The following is a 17,865-nucleotide window of genomic DNA, read 5'->3' as shown; positions in this document are numbered from 1 at the left end:
CTACCGGCAGCGCGCCGGCCACCCGGGCGTTGCTGGCCGCGGTCGCCAAGGCGCCCAAGGGTGCGGTGATCCTGCCGGGCCTCGACACCGAACTGGGCGATGCGGCCTGGGCCGTCATCGACCCCCAGCATCCCCAGAGCGCGCTGAAGCGGTTGATCGACTCGGCCGGGCTCGCGCATCGCGACGTCCCGATCTGGCCCGCCTCGGCTTCGACTGAGCTCGTCGGCGTTGCGCGTCAGCGGCTGATGAACGAGGCGTTGCGACCTGCCGACGCCACGGCTGACTGGCTTCCGGAGATCACCCGGCTGGCGGCCGACGGGGCTCTGGAGATTGGCCTTGCGGGCTTGAGCCGGGTCCGAGCCGCCCATGAGGATGAGGCGGCGGCGGTCGTGGCCCTGCTGCTGCGGGAGGCCCTTGAGACGCCGGATCGCACCGCCGCGCTGATAACCCCTGATGCGGCCCTGGCGCGCCGGGTCGCCGCACGCCTGGCCCGATGGGGCGTTGTTGCTGAGAGTTCCGCCGGGACGCCGCTGGGGCTGTCGCGGGCCGGCGCCCTGGCCGGCCTGGTCGCGCGCGCCGCGGTGGATCCACTGGATCCGGTGGCGCTGCTGGGTATCTTGAAGCATCCGTTCGTCCGTTTGGGATCGTCCGAGCCGCTCGAGGTCGAGCGGGGTCGCACGCCGGCGGTTCTCAGGGGCCCCCGCGCACGGGACATCGCCGGGCTTCGGGCTCGGGCCGAGGCGATCTCGCCCGAGGCCCTGATGCTGATCGACCGTCTTGACGCGGTCCTGGCTCCGCTGACCGAGGATGGCGACGCGCCCGCCGAGCGCGCCCGGCGTCTCTGCCGGGTCCTGGAGGCGCTCTGCGAGGGCGGGCCGGGCGACCCCTGGATCGGCCCCGAGGGCGAGGCCCTGTCGAGGCTTCTGGGCGGACTGATGCGCGACGGCGAGGTGTTGCCGGATACCGACGCGCGCACCTTCGGCGAGCTGCTGCGTCGGCTGATGGAGTCCGAGACAGTCCGGGCCCCCGAGGCCACCCACCCGCGCCTGCGGATCCTCGGCGCCCTAGAGGCCCGCATGGTCCGCGCCGATCGGGTGATCCTGGCAGGCCTGGAAGACGGCGTCTGGCCGCAGTCGCCGCCGCAGGATCCGTTCCTGTCGCGTCCGATGCGCAAGGCGTTGGGGCTGCCGTCGCCGGAACAGCGCATCGGCCTGTCGGCCCATGACTTTGTCCAGGCGGCCTGCGCGCCGGACGTCATCCTGGTCGACGCCGAACGGCGCGGCGACTCACCGGCCGTGAAGTCCCGTTGGCTCTGGCGGCTGGAAACCCTGGCCCGCGGCGCCCATCAGACCTTGCCGGAGCGCGCCGACGTTCTGGCCTGGGCGCGAAAGATGGACGCCCCGGAGGCCCTGCAACGCCCGATCCGTCCCGCGCCCTGTCCGCCGCTCAGCGCCCGGCCCCGCGCCCTGGCCGTCACCCGGGTCGAGACCCTGACGCGCGATCCCTATGCCGTTTGGGCGCGGGACATCCTCAAGCTCTACCCGATGCGCCGGCCCGATGAGGCCCCCGACGCCCGCGAGCGCGGCACCGCAATTCACGCGGCGTTTGAGACCTTCACCCGCCGTTGGCCGTTAGAGTTGCCCGATGATGCGGCGGCTCGTTTCGAGAGCCTGTATGTGGACGCCCTCGTCGCCGCCGGGCTGCCGCCGGAAGACCTGGCGCGCGAGCGGGCGCTGGCCGTCGAAGCCGCCCGCTGGGTCGTGGAACAGGAACGCGAGCGTCGCGCCGATGGCCGGACCCTGCACGTGGAAGTCTCGGGCAGGTGGACGTTCCCGATCAATGGGGTCGACTTCACCCTTTCCGCCAAGGCCGACCGGATCGAGGTGCTGCCTGACGGCCGGGCCCACATCCTGGACTTCAAGACCGGCGCGGCGCCCAGCAAGGAACAGGTCGAGACAGGATTTTCACCCCAACTCACCCTCTCTGGCGCGATCCTCCAGGCCGGCGGATTCATTAGTATAGGGCCCCGCGCGCCGGGTGACCTGACCTATGTCGAGGTCAGGGGTCGAAAGCCCGCCGGCAAGGTGGAGATCCGGGGTGCGGCCGGCGAACAGAGCGAGGCTCTGGTCGCCGCCGCGCTCGAGGGTCTGCACGACCTGATCGCCAGCTATGACGAACCGACGGCCACCTATGGCTCCCGCACGGCGCCGCAGTTCGTGAAGACCTACGCCTCGGACTATGATCATCTGGCCCGGGTCGCCGAGTGGTCCACAGGGGCCGACGAAGGCGAGGGCGAGGGATGAGCGCGCCCGACCCACAGACCCGCGCCGCCGACCCACAGACCCGCGCCGCCGACCCGGCGATCTCGGCCTTCGTCACCGCCAACGCCGGGTCCGGCAAGACCAAGACGCTGATCGACCGCGTGGCGCGGCTGTTGCTGGACGGCGTCGAGCCCGGCGCGATCCTCTGCGTGACCTACACCAAGGCCGCGGCGGCCGAGATGCAGCGCCGCCTGTTCCAGGTCCTGGGCGACTGGTCGGTGCTCGCCGATCAGCCCTTGCGCGAGGCGCTCGACAAGCTGTCGGCCGGCCCCATCGAGGATCTCGCCCGGGCGCGGCGCCTGTTCGCCCGAGCGCTGGAGACGCCCGGGGGCCTCAAGATCCAGACCCTGCACGCCTTCTGCGAGAAGCTCCTGCGTCGTTTTCCAATCGAAGCCGGCGTCTCGCCCGGTTTCTCGGTGCTGGACGATGTGGAGGCTCATGGGTTGACGGCCCAGGCCCGCGCGAGCGTCGCCCGCCATGCGCTGAATCAACCCGGCCTGATCGCCGAGGCCTACGCCCACCTGTCGGTCGATCTCGACTACGAAGCCTTCGGCCAGATGTTCAAGCGCTTCGAGACGCGGCGGGGATATCTGGCGGACTACCTCGATCGCGAAGGCGCCCTGGCGGGCGCGATCCAGGCGGTGTGGCGGACCTGCGGATTCAACGGTCCGACGACGCCGGAGGCGCAGGCGGCAGCGGCAGCGGCAGGGCTCGATCGTTCACAATGGCGGCGCGTGGGTGAGACGCTTCTGGCGGCTGGCGGCGTGCGAAATGAGACCGCCGCCAAGTCCATGCTGCTTGTCGCCAGTGCGCAGGAACCCGCGTTCGAAGATGCGGCGTTCACGCTCCTCAACAAGGACTTCACGAAGACCAAGTGGCTGATGGAGGCCCCGGCATTACGATCTGCGCCAGAGTTGCAGGCGTTTGTCTGCGCCGAGCAGGACCGTCTGATCGCCGCTGTCGAGCGCATCCGCGCCGCGTCCGTCGCCATCACCACCGGCCATGTCGTCGCCCTGGCCGACGCCTATCTGACCGCCTACCGCAGGCTCAAGGATCTGTCGGGCAAACTCGACTTCGCCGATCTCGTCGAACGCGCCAAGGCGTTGATCGCCACGCGCCCGCAGGCCGCCTGGGTGCTCTACAAGCTCGATGGCGGGATCGACCACGTGCTGGTCGACGAGGCGCAGGACACCTCGCCGGATCAATGGGCTATCGTTCGCGCACTGACCGCCGAGTTCTTCTCGGGCGCCGGTCTTCGCGCCGAGGGTGATCCGGCGCGTCAACTGTTCGTCGTGGGCGACGAGAAGCAGTCGATCTACTCGTTTCAGGGCGCCCAGCCAGACCTGATGTTCCGGGAGTACGAGGCCCAGCGGCGGGCGGCCGAGGGCGCCGGCGCGGTGCTTGAGCAGGTGGACCTCTTGCAGTCCTGGCGATCGACGCCCGAGCTTCTCCGCTTCGTGGACGCGGTCTTCGCGCCGCCCCACCTGGCGCTGGCCATCCGTCAGCGGCCCACCCCGGAACCCGTCACGCACGTCGCCACCCGGACGAGCCACCATGGCTGCGTCGATCTCTGGGATCTGGAGATCCAGCCGCCGGCCGAGAAGCGCACGGCCTGGAAGCGGCCGCTGGATGTCGAGGACGAGGAGAGCGCCAATCGGCGCCTGGCGCGACGGATCGCTACCGAGATCGCGGACCTGATCGGGCGGGGCGACGCGATCTACGACAAGTCGCTCGACGTCGATGGCCCCAACGGCGGCTGGCGGGCCGCCCAGCCCCAGGACGTGCTGATCCTCGTTCGGAAGCGGGGCGCGCTGTTCGAAGAGATCCTGCGGGCGCTCAAGCGCGCCGGACTGCCGACCGCCGGCGCCGATCGCCTTAAGCTGTCCGAACACATCGTCTTTCAGGATCTTCTGGCGCTCGCGCGGTTCATCCAGGCGCCTCAGGATGACCTGACCCTCGCGGCGCTTTTAAAATCGCCGCTCTGCGGCCTGGACGACGAGGCCGTGTTCGAGCTGGCCCACGGGCGGGGCGACGCCAGCCTGTGGGCGATACTGGAACGGAAGGCCGACCAAAATCCGGCGTGGTCAGCGGCGAAGGACGTCCTTGATCTCGCGCGCTCAAGGGCCACGACCTGTGCGCCCTATGAGACCTATATGAACGTGCTCGCCCATCGCGGCCTCGATGGTCGGACGCTACGGCGAGCTCTGGTCGTGCGGCTGGGCGATGAAGCCGAAGAAGCCCTGAACGAATTCCTGGGGCAGGTGCTGGCCGCTGAGGCGCGGGGGGTCACCGAGTTCGAGGCCCTGGCCGCCGCGCTCGCTGCGCTTGAGATCGAGGTGAAGCGTGAGATGGAGGCCCCTTCCGGCCAGGTGCGGGTGATGACCGCCCACGGCGCCAAGGGACTGGAGGCGCCTATCGTCTTCTTGCCGGACATCGTGCGGACCAAGGGCGGCCAGGCCTCGCCACTGCTCGAGACGGCCGATGGCGACGTGCTCTGGAGCCGCCGTCAGACCGACGACTGCGCCGCAGCCGCCGAGGCGCGCGGAGAACGCGACCGGCGCGCCGAAGATGAGGCCTATCGCCTGCTCTATGTGGCGCTGACTCGCGCCCGCGATCGGCTGGTGCTTTGCGGCCGCCGACGCCACATCAACAAACCGGAGAATATCGGCGGCTGGTGGCGGGCGCTGGACGACGCCATGACCGGGCTGGGCGACGAGGTGCGGGACCTGGACGGCCCGGCCGGCCATGTCCGGCGCTATGGCCCCGATCCGACGCGCCTGCCCGACGCGAGCGCCACCCTGGAGGACGGGGTCCAGCCTCCCGACTGGGTTGATGCCGACCCTGCGCAGGAGACGCCCGCCCGCCTCACGACTCCGTCCGAGTCGGTCGAAGCGCAACCGTCGCCCGCCCCTTCGCCGCTTGCGGAGACCGATGGCCTCGGGCGGTTCCGGCGCGGCGAACTGATCCATCGACTGCTGGAGTTGCTGCCGGAGCTCCCGGCCGCCGACCGCGCCCGGGCCGCTGCGCGCCTGCTCGCCCGCGAGCCCGATCTCTCGGCCGCCCATCGCGCCGAGATGGCCGCCGCCGCCCTTTCGGTCCTGAACGATTCGCGCTTCGCTGAGGTGTTCGGCCCGGGTTCGCGCGCCGAGGCTGTGGTTGCGGGATCCTCCACGAGACTTCCGGCGGGCCTGAAACTCTCGGGCCGCGTTGATCGGCTGGTGGTGCTTCCCGATCGCGTCCTGGTCGCGGACTTCAAGACCAACCGCCCGGCGCCCGACCGTGTCGCAAACGCGGATCCCGCCCATATCCGTCAGCTGGCGCTTTATGCCGCCGTGTTGGGCGAGGTGTTCCCCGGTCGCCGAGTCGAGGCCGCGTTGGTGTGGACGGATGGTCCCAAACTGATGGTGGTTCCAGAAAACATGCTGGCCGCAAGTCTGGCGGCTCTGGCCGAGGGCGGTTGATCCTGTCCCGGCCGCCGCCTACATCCAAGGCTCGATGATCGCCCGGTATCGTTTTCCCGGCGCGACAAGGAGACGACAATGAGCACGGTTCCCGTCACCGACGACACGTTCCAGACTGCTGTGTTGCAGTCCCCGCTCCCCGTAGTGGTGGATTTCTGGGCCGAGTGGTGTGGTCCCTGCAAGCAGATCGCCCCGGCCCTTGAGCAGCTCTCGGATGAGCTGGTCGGCAAGGTGACCATCGCCAAGCTTGATATCGAGGCGAGCCCCAACACCGGCTCGCGCTATGGGGTGCGCGGCATTCCGACCATGATGCTGTTCCGCGGCGGTCAGATGGTGTCGATGAAGGTCGGCGCCATGCCTAAGCAGAAGATCCTGGATTGGCTCACCGAGACCGGCGTCGCCGCCTGAGCCCCCACACGAATCATGATGGCCCGGCTCGTCCGGGCCATCAGGTCGAACTTGTGGTGCGCGCCTTGGCTCAGTCCTCGTCGCCGTCATCCACCTCGGCATAGGCGGGCTCAGCGTCCTCAAAGACACCGGTCTCCGAGGCCGGGCGCAGCGTCTCGCCTTCCGGCTGAACGATCCCTTTCTTGGCGTCGTCGCGGGCCTTCTTGTCCGCCGCCTTGCGCACGAGCGCGTCGAGCTCAAGTTGGGTCGACAGGCCAAGGGTCACCGGATCGACCGGCTTGATGTTGGCCGAGTTCCAGTGCTGGCGGTTTCGCACCTGATCGATGGTGGCCTTGGTGGTGCCCAGCAGGCGGGCGATCTGGCTGTCCGTCACCTCCGGATGGTTGCGCAGGAACCAGGCGATGGCGTCCGGCCGGTCCTGGCGGCGGGAGACCGGCGTGTACCGCGGCCCCTTCTTCACGGGCTTCAGCAGTTCGGCATGGCGGCTCTTCTGCGCCTTCATGCGATAGGCCGAATTGGCCTCCGCGGCGTCCAGTTCCTCACGGTTGAGCTGGCCATTGGCGATGGGATCGGCGCCGCGGATGTCCCGCGCCACTTCGCCGTCGGCGATGCCTTTCACCTCAAGCGGGTGCAGTTCACAGAACTCGGCGATTTGGTCGAAGGTCAGCGACGTGTTGTCCACCAGCCAGACGGCGGTCGCCTTGGGCATCAGGATCTGGGTCATGATCGAACCTCTGGGGCGCGCCCCGGAAACAAAGGCGCCCGGCCTTTCGGCCGGGCGGGTTGGAATTCCACGATATAGGCAAGAAGCGCGCGGCTGAAAACGGGATTGTTCGTTCTTCCACCTCAGGCGTTGAAGATCCACCCTTCCGGCAGACTGGAAAGCTGTACGCCGACCAACACGATCCGGTCGCCGCCCGCGCCGATTGTCACCACCGTATCCGCGCCCGACTGGGCGGTCGTGAACGTCGTGCCGGCCGCCAGCATGACCCGGTCGCCCTCGCCGGTGTTGAAATCGAGGATGCGATCCAGGCCTGAGCCCTCAAAAGCGTTGAAGGTGTCCGCACCCTGGCCGCCGCTGATGGTGTCGTCGCCCCGATCGCCGGAGAGGAAATCGACGCCGGCATCGCCCACCAGACTGTCATTGCCCTGGCCGCCGCGCACCACGTCGTCGCCGACCCCGCCGACCAGCGTGTCATCGCCGAGGTTGCCAAGCACGAGGTCGCCGCCCTCGTTGCCGTAAAGGATGTCGTTGTCCTTGCCGCCAACCACCCAGTCGTCGCCTAAGCCGCCCGAGGCGGTGTCGTCCCCGGCGTTGCCGTGGATGTCGTCGAACACCGAGCCCCCCGCCAGGGAGTCGTTTCCATCTTCGCCGCGCAGGAAGTTGCTGCCCGCGCCGCCATCGAGGGTGTCGCCGCCCGCGCCGGCAAGGATCCGGTCGGCGCCGCCGTTGCCTTGCAGCACGTTGGACATGGCGTTTCCGGTGATCGTGTCGGCGCCGAAGCCGCCGATCGCGTTCTCGATCCGCGCGCCCTGGGCGATCGCGACGTTGCCGATAAGGGCGCCGACGTCGGAGAAATGGCCTTCCCGAAGGTCGATCGTCTGGTTCTGCGAATAGCCGGAAAAGTCGAACGTGTCGTTGCCGCCGGCGTCCCATACCGCGAAGATCAACCGGGTTGAGCTCGACGTGGCGAGGAACCAGTCGCGGCCCGAATTCGAGTTGAAGCCATAGATCGTGTCGCCGGTCCGGGTGGACATGTTGGCGCCGTACTCGATCTGGGCGCCGCGAATGTCGTCGAGCAGGGGCACCGATGAGAACCGGCCGCCGAAGTTCGCTCCGGTGTTGGTCTCCGAGAAGTAGCTCATCACCGTGTACTGACGGCTATCCTGATAGTATTCGGCATCTTCGGCGTAGGTGAACCGGGTGTCACCGTCGGCATTGTAGTCGCCGGGGTGGGCCAGACCGATGGAATGGCCCAATTCGTGGACCAGAACTTGGCCGCCGAAGTTGCTGGGTGATGGGAACGCATTGCTGCCGGCTGTGATGTTCACCCAGACATCGCCAGCCGAGCTCAGGGGTGAGGGATTGCCTGGATAGTTCGCGAAGGCTGACGAGCCCTGTTCGCCCGAGGTGTAGTTCCCCAGCAGGATCGAAGCCTCGTTTGAATAGGCCTGGTCACCCTCCGTGCCCGAGCCGATGCGGATGAAACGGATGTTGGCGACGTCGGACCAGGCCAGAATCGCGAGTTCCGCCTGCGCGATCTGGGCGGCGTTGAAACGTTGGAACCCTTCCGTGTCGCTGGGCATGTTGAACGGCGCCGCGGCGCGGTAGGCGTAGGTGACGGTGTAGGCCTGCCCGGCCACGCCGCCCCAGCCGGGATAGGGCGCCATGGTCACAGGGTCGAAGCCGGTCAACTGCAAGCCGGCCCGGTCGATGGTGAAGCTCTGTTTGCCGTTGACCACCGCGCCGGCGCGTTCGCTGGCGTTGAGATAGGAGGCGCCCTCGGTCGTGGCGCCGGAGTCTGCGGCCAGCCCGGCGCAAAGCGGACAGCTGCAACGTGTGGCCTCGACGGGATTGATCCCGAAGGGTCGCGCGTTCAGCGCGGCGTCGGCGGCAAACTCGGCGTTCGGCATCTCAAGACTCTTGACGCCCCGTCCCCTTGAAAAGCCTAGGGGATACGGGTGCGGGCCTCAAGAGCGCCCGCAACCTCAGGTACGTCCCTGGCGGGCGCTTGGATCAACTTTCGAACGGCACGCGGCCGACAATCCGCAGGCCATAGCCCGCCGATCCCGGCAACACCGTCTGCGACGAAGTCAGCAGCCGCATGTCGCGCACGCCCAGGTCCAGCAGAATCTGCGCGCCGATGCCGTAGTCCCGCAGCACATTGGCGGTGTGGTCCGCCTGAGGCTGGCCGTAGCGTTCGGACAACCAGTGCGGATTGGAGTCGCGGATGAACACCGCCACGCCAGCGCCGTCATAGGCGGCCAGCGCCTTCAGCGCGCGGGGCACAAAGTCGCGTCGGGCCTCCACGGCGCCCAGCATGTCCGTCGCCAGGTCCACCCGGTGCATGCGCACCAAGGTCGGCTTGTCGGGTTCGATCCGGCCCTTGGTCAGCACGGCATGCTCGGTCTGATCCAGTGAATTGCGGTAGATGACCATACGGAAGCGGCCGCCATAGGCGCTCTCGAACGGAGTCTCGAGCACGCGTTCCACTTGGCGCTCGGTGCGACGGCGATAGGCGATCAGGTCGGCGATGGTGCCGATCTTGAGGCCGTGCAGCTGGGCGAACGCCACGAGGTCGGGCAGCCGGGCCATCGACCCGTCGTCCTTCATGATCTCACAGATCACCCCGGCCGGGTTGAGCCCCGCCATCCGGCTGATGTCGACCGCCGCCTCGGTATGGCCGGCGCGGACCAGCACGCCGCCATCCTTGGCCACAAGCGGGAACACGTGGCCCGGGGAGACGATGTCGTCCATGCCCTTGGTGGGGTCCACCGCCACGGCGATGGTGTGCGCCCGGTCATGCGCCGAGATGCCGGTGGTGACACCCTCGCGCGCCTCGATCGAGACGGTGAAGGCGGTGCCGTGGCCCGACTGGTTGTCGCTGGCCATGGGCGGCAGACGCAGCTGGCGCGCCCGGTCGGCGGTGATTGAGAGACAAATCAGGCCGCGCGCGTGCTTGGCCATGAAGTTGATCTGGTCCGGCGTGGCGAACTGGGCCGGGATGATCACATCGCCCTCGTTCTCCCGATCTTCCGCGTCGACGAGGATGTAGGGCTTGCCGTTGCGGGCGTCGGCGATGATCTCCTCGATCGGACTGATGGCGCCGGTGACAGCTTCGGGATCGGGCGTTCCGCCGACCAGATAGGGCTTCTTCATGCCGAGGTCCTCGCGTCTGCCGTCATTCGGGCGAACTCCATCACCTGCTCGGCCACTGTATCGAGCTGCCAGGCGTCCTTGGGGTCGCGCGGCAGTCCGGCGCCATCGAACCCGGCCCCGCCGGAATTCAGAGCTGCGCCGAACGGCGTCGGCCAGCCTCTCAGGGCATGGATGATCGCCCTCAGCGCCATCAAGGTTGTTCCGGCCGCCTGCCAGCCATCGGCGCTGATGATGGCGCCCACCGGCCGACCCGTGAGATATGGCCGCGCGTCGTCGCGCGTCACCTCCAGCGTGTCGAGCGCGTTCTTGATCACGCCGGAGATCGAGCCGTGATAGCCGGGACTGGCGACGATTATCCCATCGGCGGCGCGCACGGCCTCGGCCAGGGCCTGCTGGGAAGGGCCGACGTCGCCCGGACGCGGGTCGAAGATCGGGAGGCCGCCAAGAAATTCGCCGCCCAGCAGTCGCGTTTCCGCGCCCAGCGCCTCGGCGCGCGCCAGGGCGCGCACCAGCGCCTTCTCACTGGAGGAACCGGCGCGGATCGTGCCGCCGATCCCGACGATCAGAGGTTTTCGGGTCATGGTTCGACCCTTAGGGCGGGAAAGCGGCTTACGCCAGCCCAGGGTCGGTCCCTCAGGCCCCGGCCCCCTCCCGACGGCGTCCGGCATAGTGCGCCTTGAGCTCGTCCAGCTCTGACCGGAACCGCTTCTGGGCTTCCTCGCGAAGCTTGGGGATGTGGTAGCCGGGGAAAAGCTCGTTGTCGGGCTGGTAGTCCTTCAGGATCTGCTTGGCCAAGGTCACCTTATGCACCTCGGTCGGGCCATCGGCGATGCCCATGACCATGGCCGAGTTGATCATGTGCATGAAGGGCATCTCGTTGGAGACGCCCAGCGCGCCATGCAGGTGGGCCGCTTTCTGGGCCACGTCGCCATAGACCTTGGGCATGGCCACCTTGATGGCGGCGATGTCCTTGCGGACCCTGTTGTAGTCCTTGTGCTTGTCGATCAGCCAGGCGGTGCGCAGCACCAGTAGGCGGAAGCTCTCCACCGCGATCCAGCTGTCGGCGATCTGCTCCTGCACCATCTGAAGGTCTGAGAGCCGCCCGTCGCGGGTGGTGCGGCTCACGGCCCGGCGGCACATCAGGTCGAGCGCATGGCGGCAGGCGCCGACGGTGCGCATCGCGTGGTGCACACGCCCGCCGCCCAGCCGCACCTGGGCGATGACAAACGCCGCGCCGCGGTCGCCCAGCAGCGCGTCGTAGGGCAGGCGTACGTTGTTGTAGCGGACATAGGCCTCGTTCCCGCCGCCGATCTCGCCGCCCGCGCCCACCGCGACGTTGCGGATGATCTCGACGCCCGGGGCATCGGTGGGCACCAGGAAGATCGAGGTCCGCCGATAGGGGTCCTTCGCGTCGGGATCGGTGATCGCGTAGAGCACCAGAACCTTTGCGTGGCGGGCATTGGTGGAGAACCACTTCTCGCCGTTGATGACCCACTCGTTCCCATCCAGCACCGCACGCGTGGTGAAGGTCAGCGGATCGGAACCGCCGGTGGGCTCGCTCATCGAAAAGGCCGAGCGGATCTCGCCGTTCAGCAGGGGCCAGAGATACTGCTCTTTCTGCTTCTCGGTGCCGTAGTGGGCGATGATCTCGGCGTTGCCCGAGTCCGGCGCCTGACAGCCGAAAACAGAGGGCGCGAGGCCGTTGCGGCCCAGCTTCTCATTCATCAGGGCCAGCTTGAGCTGGCCAAAGCCCTGGCCGCCCAGCTCCGGCCCCAGGTGACAGGCCCACAGGCCCTGGTCCTTTACCTTCTGCTGCAGCGGCTTGATGAATTTCTCGCGCCCGGCCGAACCCCACACCGCCATGCCGAGGTGGGAGATCGGCTCGACCTCCTCCCGCATGAAATCCTCGATCCAGTCGAGCTGCTTCTGAAACTCCGGATCGGTCTCGAAATCCCAAGCCATGGCCGTCGCTCCCGTCTCGCCGTTTTTCGTGTTTCCGGTACGCTAGACCCAGGCTGCGAAAGATCAAGGGCGGGTCAGAACGCCCCGCTTCGGCCCTGGCCCGCGGCGAACCGCGTGGCGCCCTCGACGGCCGATCCGGTTTGCAGGGTCTCCATGCCGACCTTGACCTCGAACGCCGTGGCTTCGTCCCAATCCAAAGACCATTGCTCGAGCGCCGAAAGCCGGTCGTTGCGCATGCAGAGCTGCGGAAAGGCCGAGAGTTGGTGGGCAAGCTCCAGGGCGGTCGGTAGGGCCTGGCCGTTCGGGACTACGCGGTTGGCCAGCCCCATGGAATGCGCCTCCCGCGCGTCTACCGGGCGGCCGGTGAGGATCATGTCCATGGCGCGCGAGTGCCCGATCAGACGCGGCAGCCTTACGGTGCCGAGATCGATCAGCGGCACCCCGAACCGGCGACAGAACACCCCGAAGGTCGCACCTTCGGCCGCCACGCGCAGGTCCGCCCAGCAGGCCACCTCAAGGCCGCCCGCCACCGCCGGACCCTCGACCGCCGCGATCACTGGCTTGCCGAGTCGCAGCCGCGTGCAGCCCATCGGACCGAAGTCCCCCTCTGCTTTCACAGGATTGCCGCCGCCGGTGCTGATCGCCTTGAGGTCGGCCCCGGCGCAGAAATAGCCGCCGCGCCCGGTCAGCACCGCCACATCCAGGGCGTCATCGGCGTCGAAGCGCTTGAACGCCTCGTACAGCCGCCGGGCGGTCTCGCCGTCTACGGCGTTGCGCCGTTCAGGTCGCTCGATGGTCACGACAGCCGTACGACCGTCGATCTCGTAGCTGACCGTGGACATGGATATCTCCTTCGTCTTTCGCCCATCCTCACGCTTGCAGCCACGCGGAAGGCAAGGGCAAATGCCCGACGTCAGCAGGGAGATCAGCATGGGCAAGGCCAGCAAGCAGGGCTTCTCGAAGGAGCGCCTGGCGCGGATCGACCGCTTCCTGGCCGACAAGTACATAACCCCCGGCCGCATGCCCTGCGCTCAGTTCGTCCTGGCGCGTGAGGGCGAGGTGGTCCACCAGACCGTACTCGGCCATCGCGATGTGGAGCGCGGCGTCGCCCTGACCGAAGACACGGTCTATCGCATCTATTCCATGACCAAGCCGGTCACCTCGGTGGCGCTGATGACCTTCGTCGAGGAGGGCGCCATCGCTCTGGATGATCCGGTCGAACGCTACATCCCGGCCTGGAAGGACCTGGGCGTCTTCGCTGCGGGGGTGGAGCCCGCGTTCCTCACCACCCGGCCGGCCCGGCCGATGCAGGTGGTCGACCTGCTTCGCCATACCTCCGGTCTCACCTACGGCTTCCAGAACCGGACCAATGTCGACGCCGCTTATCGCAAGCTGGTCCTGGAAGACATGCATGGCGAGCACGACCTGGCGGGTATGATCGACCGGATGTCGCGCCTGCCGCTGGAGTTCTCGCCCGGCGAGGCCTGGAACTACTCGGTTTCCACCGATGTCTGCGGCCATCTCGTCGAAGTGCTGGCCGGCAAGCCGCTGGACCAGGTGTTCCAGGAGCGCATCTTCGGGCCACTGGGCATGACCGAGACGGGTTTCCACGTGCGTGACGACCAGCGAAGCCGCTTCGCCGCCTGCTACAACGCCGCGCCGGGCGGGAAAATGAAGCTTCAGGACGATCCACAGACCAGCAAGTACCTGGCGCCGCCGGCCCTGCTATCGGGCGGTGGCGGGCTGGTGGGCTCCGCCGCAGACTACTTGCGCTTCGCCAACATGCTGTTGAACGGCGGCGAGTTGGACGGCGCGCGTATCCTGGCGCCGAAGACCATCGAGCTGATGGCCTCAAACCACCTGCCGGGCGGGACGGACCTGACCCAGATGTCGCGCTCCCTGTTCTCCGAGAGCACCAATGCGGGCGTCGGCTTCGGCCTGGGCTTCGCGGTGGTGTTCGACCCGCCGCAGACCTTGATCCCTTGCAGCCTTGGCGAATTCTACTGGGGTGGCGCTGCGTCGACCGCCTTCTGGGTTGATCCGGTGGAGCAGGTGACGGCTGTGTTCATGACCCAGCTTCTGCCGTCGTCCACCTACCCCGTGCGCCGTGAACTCCGGACGCTGGTCTACTCGGCGCTCATGGAGACGAACGGGTGATCTCGTCCGACGGGGAGGCTTCGGTCCGAGCCGGGCCGGCCGGCAGCATCCGCGACTTCCGCCATCCGCCCCAGCGATAGTAGGCAGCCGCCAGGATCAGCGACACCAGGCTGCCGATGGGAAAGCTGATCCAGATCGCGTCAGCGCCCAGATAGGGCGTCAGGATGTTGGCCAGCGGCACCCGGAACACCCAAAGCGCGATGATCATCGCGATGGCCGGCGGCCAGACGGCGCCCGTCGATCGAACGATTCCAGAGTAGATGAACGCCATGCCGAAGGGGATGAAGCCCCAAAGCACAATCGAATTGATATGGATCGCTACCGGCAATGATGGGCTGTCGCCCGGCAGGAAGGCTCGGAGGATGAACGGGTCCAGCAGGTAGACCAACACGATGGGAACCGCCGAGAAAATCGCGGCATAGATCACGCCCACGCGGGCGATCTGGCCGACCCGGTCCATCCGTCCCGCCCCGACGTTCTGGGCGGCCATGGACGACACCGCCGCGCCCAGCGCCATGGCTGGCATCTGCACATAGGTCCAAACCTGCACCGCCGCCCCATAGGCCGCTGCGGTCATCGAGCCATAGCCGTTGACCATGCTCATCATGGTCACCGCGGCCAGCGACACGACCATCATGTGGAAGGCCATGGGCAGTCCCTTGAACAGCAGCCGCCCGACCACCGCCCAGTCCGGCCGGAATGCGCGCCACTCGTCCCAGGTCAGCACCAGAAGGCTCTGGCGTCGATAGAGCCAGATCATCATCACGATCAGCGTGCCGCCCTGGCCGATCAGGGTCGCGAAGGCCGAGCCGGCGATGCCGAGACGGGGAAATGGTCCGATGCCCATCAACAACAGCGGATTGAGGGTCACTTCCACGCCGACCGCCACCAGCGAGAAGAAGAACGGGCTGCGGGAATCACCGGCGCCGCGCTGGGCCATCATCATGAAGGCGAAGAAGAACAGCATCGGGATCGCCGCGAAGATCACGCGCAGATAGGCTGTGGCGTCGGGCCTCGCGTCCATCGGCGTGCCCATCGCCCCCAGGATAGCCGGGGTCAGCGTGAACCCGGCGATTCCCACCAGCACGGCGATCGCAATGAAGAACAGCGTCGCGGTGCCGACCACGCGGCTGGCCATCGCGCGGTCGCCGGCGCCCACGGCCTGGCCGATCATGATGTTTGCGGCCATGCTCATGCCGAACATGGCGCCCAGCATCAGAAAATAGATCTGATTGGAGTTGGCGACCGCGGTCAGCGCCGCCTCGCCAAGCACATGGCTCACCCAGATGGCGTTCGTGGAGCCGTTGATCGACTGCAGGATGTTGGTGCCCATCACGGGCAGCGCAAAGAGGATCAGCGTCTTGCCGATGGGCCCGGTGGTCAGGTCGGGCAAGCGTCGGCCGGGAGGGCCGCCTCGCATGTCTCCGCCTGGGCCGTCCACGGCGCACTCCCAAAACCCATACCGTCTTTACGAGCGGTCTAGGGGCCGGTTCAAGGGTCGGAGACGGTTTCGGCGACGCGCGGGCGCCGTTATGGGAGGCGTATGAGCCTTCGCATCCTCCAGTTTGGAACCACCGGACAGCTCGGCGTCGAGCTGGTCCGCCAGGGCGCTGCGCGCAGCGCCGATCTCACAGCCCTTTCGCGCGCCGACGCGGATCTTGCCGATCCTGCCGCCTGCGCCGCTCGCATCGTGGCGGCGCGACCCGACATTGTGCTGATCGCCGCCGCCTACACAGCGGTGGATCAGGCCGAGCGCGAGGCTGACCTCGCCCACCGGATCAATGCTGAGACCCCAGGCGCGATCGCAGCGGCCGCCGCCCAGGTCGGCGCGGCGGTCGTCAACATTTCCACCGACTACGTCTTCGACGGCGCCGGCGGCGCGCCCTATCCCGAGACCGCCCCGACCAATCCCCTCAACGTCTACGGCGCCTCGAAGCTGGCTGGCGAGCATGCGGTCGCCGCCGCCAACCCCCGATCGCTCAATGTCCGGACCAGCTGGGTGGTCTCGCCACACGGCAAGAACTTCGTGAAAACCATGCTGCGGGTCGCCGCCGCAGGGAACCCGCTGAAGGTGGTGGACGATCAGCTCGGCCGCCCGACCTCCGCGGCCGACCTGGCCGGCTTCCTGCTGGATCTCGCGCCCCGCCTCGCCGCCGCGCCGGCCGGCGACCCGCTGTTCGGAACCGTCCACTTCGCCAACGACGGTGAAGTCAGCTGGCGCGGCTTCGCGCAGGCGATCTTCGCCGGGGCGCTGGGTGACAAGGCCCCCGACGTCGCGGCCACCACCACCGCCGAGTACGTCACCCCGGCCCGCCGCCCTCTGAGAGCGACGATGGATCTGACCCGGCTCCAGCGGGACTTCGGCGTGAACCCGCGCGACTGGCGCAAGGCGCTGAAAGACATCCTCGCGGAACTGCCGCCCGCCTAGGCGCCCTGTCGAAACGCGTCGGCGGCTCGCGTCTCTCCGGCAGGAGGCCCGACCATGACTCTGTTGATGATCCTGTCCGCGCTGGCGGGAATCCTGACGGCGCCCGGCCGCACAATTGAGGACCAATCCAAGGACGCCGCCCGGCGGCCGGCCGAGGTTCTGGTGTTCGCCGGCGTCCAGCCGGGTTGGAGGGTTGGCGAGTACACCCCAGGCGGCGGATACTTCACCCGGCTGCTGTCTCCGGCGGTGGGCGAGGAGGGCCGAGTCTACGCTTGGCCGCCCAGCGAGATCGTCCGCCTACTGCCGCGCCATCTATCTGACGCCGAGGCCAACGCCAAAGCGGCGCCGCTAGGCAATGTGATCGTCCTTTCCGGACCCAACGAGCAGTTCGCCGGGCCCGAGTTGCTGGACCTCGTCTTCACGGCCCAAAACTACCATGATCTGCATACCCGCTTCGCCCCGCCGGGCGCATCGGCGGCGTTCAACGCAGCGGTGTTCCGGGCGCTGAAATCGGGCGGCCTCTATGTCATCGTCGACCACCGCGGACCCGCCGACGCCGATGCCCCCGACCGCCTGCACCGCATCGACCCCTCGCGGGTGCGCGCCGAGGTGGAGGCTGCGGGTTTCCGCCTCGAGGCTCAGGGCGCACTGACCGCCAAGCCGCGTGACCAGCCTGAGCGGTCCGTGTTCGATCCCGCCGTTCGTGGTCGCACCGACCAGTTCATGCTTCGCTTCCGCAAGCCTTGAACCCGGACAGGCTTCGCGGCCTACTGCCCGGATGACCTACTCCGAGGCCTTCATCGCCGGTCTGCCCAAGGCCGAACTGCACCTGCATATCGAGGGCAGTCTCGAACCCGAGCTGATGTTCGAGCTGGCGCGGCGTAACCGGGTGAGTCTGCCGTTTGCGAGCGTCGAAGCGGTGCGTGCGGCCTATGCGTTCGCCAACCTGCAGGACTTCCTGGATATCTATTATCAGGGCGCGGGGGTGCTCCTGACCGAGCGGGATTTCGAAGACCTGGCGCTTGCCTACTTCGACCGGGTCGCCGCCGATGGCTGCCGGCATGTCGAGCTTTTCTTCGATCCCCAGACCCACACGAACCGAGGTTTGCCCTTCTCGGTCGCGATCGAGGGCTTGCTGGCTGGCATGGCCGAGGCCGAGCGACGCCATGGCGTCACCTCATCGCTTATCCTCTGTTTCCTGCGTCACCTCGACGAAGACGCCGCCTTCGCCACACTGCGCGCCGCCGA

The 17,865-nt window shown here is 67.9% G+C and carries 14 protein-coding genes; 7 read left to right on the top strand and 7 right to left on the bottom strand.

Going from position 1 to position 17,865, the window contains the following annotated elements:
- The 3 genes from addB to trxA form a co-directional block, all read left to right on the top strand.
- Positions 1-2,303: double-strand break repair protein AddB (addB, locus tag ACIQ3R_RS05625; protein ID WP_397416062.1), on the top strand; the 2,303-nt coding region annotated here is incomplete at its 5' end.
- Positions 2,300-5,782 carry a double-strand break repair helicase AddA gene (gene addA, locus ACIQ3R_RS05620; RefSeq protein WP_397416060.1) on the top strand — a complete coding sequence of 1,161 codons (3,483 nt, stop codon included), beginning with the start codon at positions 2,300-2,302 and terminating at the stop codon, positions 5,780-5,782. The genes addB and addA, both read left to right, overlap by 4 nt.
- A gap of 78 nt (positions 5,783-5,860) precedes the next feature.
- On the top strand, positions 5,861-6,190 hold the full coding sequence (gene trxA / locus ACIQ3R_RS05615) for a thioredoxin (protein ID WP_397416058.1): 330 nt from the start codon (positions 5,861-5,863) through the stop codon (positions 6,188-6,190).
- A gap of 70 nt (positions 6,191-6,260) precedes the next feature.
- Here trxA and ACIQ3R_RS05610 read toward each other — a convergent pair whose 3' ends face one another.
- The 6 genes from ACIQ3R_RS05610 to ACIQ3R_RS05585 form a co-directional block, all read right to left on the bottom strand.
- Entirely contained in the window at positions 6,261-6,914 is a 654-nt protein-coding gene (locus ACIQ3R_RS05610; RefSeq protein ID WP_397416055.1) for a DUF1013 domain-containing protein, read from the bottom strand.
- 122 nt (positions 6,915-7,036) lie between these two features.
- Positions 7,037-8,824, bottom strand: coding sequence for a M10 family metallopeptidase C-terminal domain-containing protein (locus tag ACIQ3R_RS05605; RefSeq protein ID WP_397416053.1), 1,788 nt, complete (start codon positions 8,822-8,824; stop codon positions 7,037-7,039).
- A 103-nt stretch (positions 8,825-8,927) separates the two neighbouring features.
- Positions 8,928-10,070 (bottom strand): 3,4-dihydroxy-2-butanone-4-phosphate synthase, encoded by a 1,143-nt coding sequence (gene ribB, locus ACIQ3R_RS05600; protein ID WP_397416051.1) that lies wholly within the window; start codon positions 10,068-10,070, stop codon positions 8,928-8,930.
- Positions 10,067-10,651: an NADPH-dependent FMN reductase gene (locus tag ACIQ3R_RS05595; RefSeq protein WP_397416049.1), complete on the bottom strand. Its 585-nt coding sequence runs from the start codon at positions 10,649-10,651 to the stop codon at positions 10,067-10,069. The genes ribB and ACIQ3R_RS05595 overlap by 4 nt, the downstream gene beginning before the upstream one ends.
- A 52-nt stretch (positions 10,652-10,703) precedes the next feature.
- Positions 10,704-12,032 carry an acyl-CoA dehydrogenase family protein gene (locus tag ACIQ3R_RS05590; RefSeq protein WP_397416046.1) on the bottom strand — a complete coding sequence of 443 codons (1,329 nt, stop codon included), beginning with the start codon at positions 12,030-12,032 and terminating at the stop codon, positions 10,704-10,706.
- Positions 12,033-12,106: 74 nt separating this feature from the next.
- Positions 12,107-12,874, bottom strand: coding sequence for a crotonase/enoyl-CoA hydratase family protein (locus tag ACIQ3R_RS05585; protein ID WP_397416044.1), 768 nt, complete (start codon positions 12,872-12,874; stop codon positions 12,107-12,109).
- A gap of 61 nt (positions 12,875-12,935) precedes the next feature.
- Between ACIQ3R_RS05585 and ACIQ3R_RS05580 the strand changes: the two genes are divergently transcribed.
- The gene (locus ACIQ3R_RS05580) at positions 12,936-14,189 is read left to right on the top strand and encodes a serine hydrolase domain-containing protein (RefSeq protein WP_397416042.1); all 1,254 of its coding nucleotides are present in this window, start codon (positions 12,936-12,938) and stop codon (positions 14,187-14,189) included.
- On the opposite strand, the gene ACIQ3R_RS05575 is transcribed toward ACIQ3R_RS05580, so the two are convergent.
- Positions 14,170-15,609 (bottom strand): MATE family efflux transporter, encoded by a 1,440-nt coding sequence (locus tag ACIQ3R_RS05575; protein ID WP_397416040.1) that lies wholly within the window; start codon positions 15,607-15,609, stop codon positions 14,170-14,172. The two genes, ACIQ3R_RS05580 and ACIQ3R_RS05575, sit on opposite strands and share 20 nt — an antisense overlap.
- Before the next feature lie 123 nt (positions 15,610-15,732).
- Between ACIQ3R_RS05575 and rfbD the strand changes: the two genes are divergently transcribed.
- The 3 genes from rfbD to ACIQ3R_RS05560 all read left to right on the top strand — a co-directional run.
- Positions 15,733-16,617, top strand: coding sequence for a dTDP-4-dehydrorhamnose reductase (gene rfbD, locus ACIQ3R_RS05570; RefSeq protein WP_397416038.1), 885 nt, complete (start codon positions 15,733-15,735; stop codon positions 16,615-16,617).
- Between the two features lie 54 nt (positions 16,618-16,671).
- Positions 16,672-17,364, top strand: coding sequence for a class I SAM-dependent methyltransferase (locus tag ACIQ3R_RS05565; protein ID WP_397416036.1), 693 nt, complete (start codon positions 16,672-16,674; stop codon positions 17,362-17,364).
- A 31-nt stretch (positions 17,365-17,395) separates the two neighbouring features.
- Positions 17,396-17,865, top strand: a 470-nt coding sequence (locus ACIQ3R_RS05560; RefSeq protein ID WP_397416034.1) for an adenosine deaminase, incomplete at its 3' end; no start/stop codon positions are given.

Source organism: Phenylobacterium sp. (assembly GCF_044371015.1).
GTDB lineage: Bacteria > Pseudomonadota > Alphaproteobacteria > Caulobacterales > Caulobacteraceae > Phenylobacterium.
The sequence above is the reverse complement of the archived record's forward strand: the minus strand, read 5'-3'. Positions and strand labels throughout refer to the sequence as shown.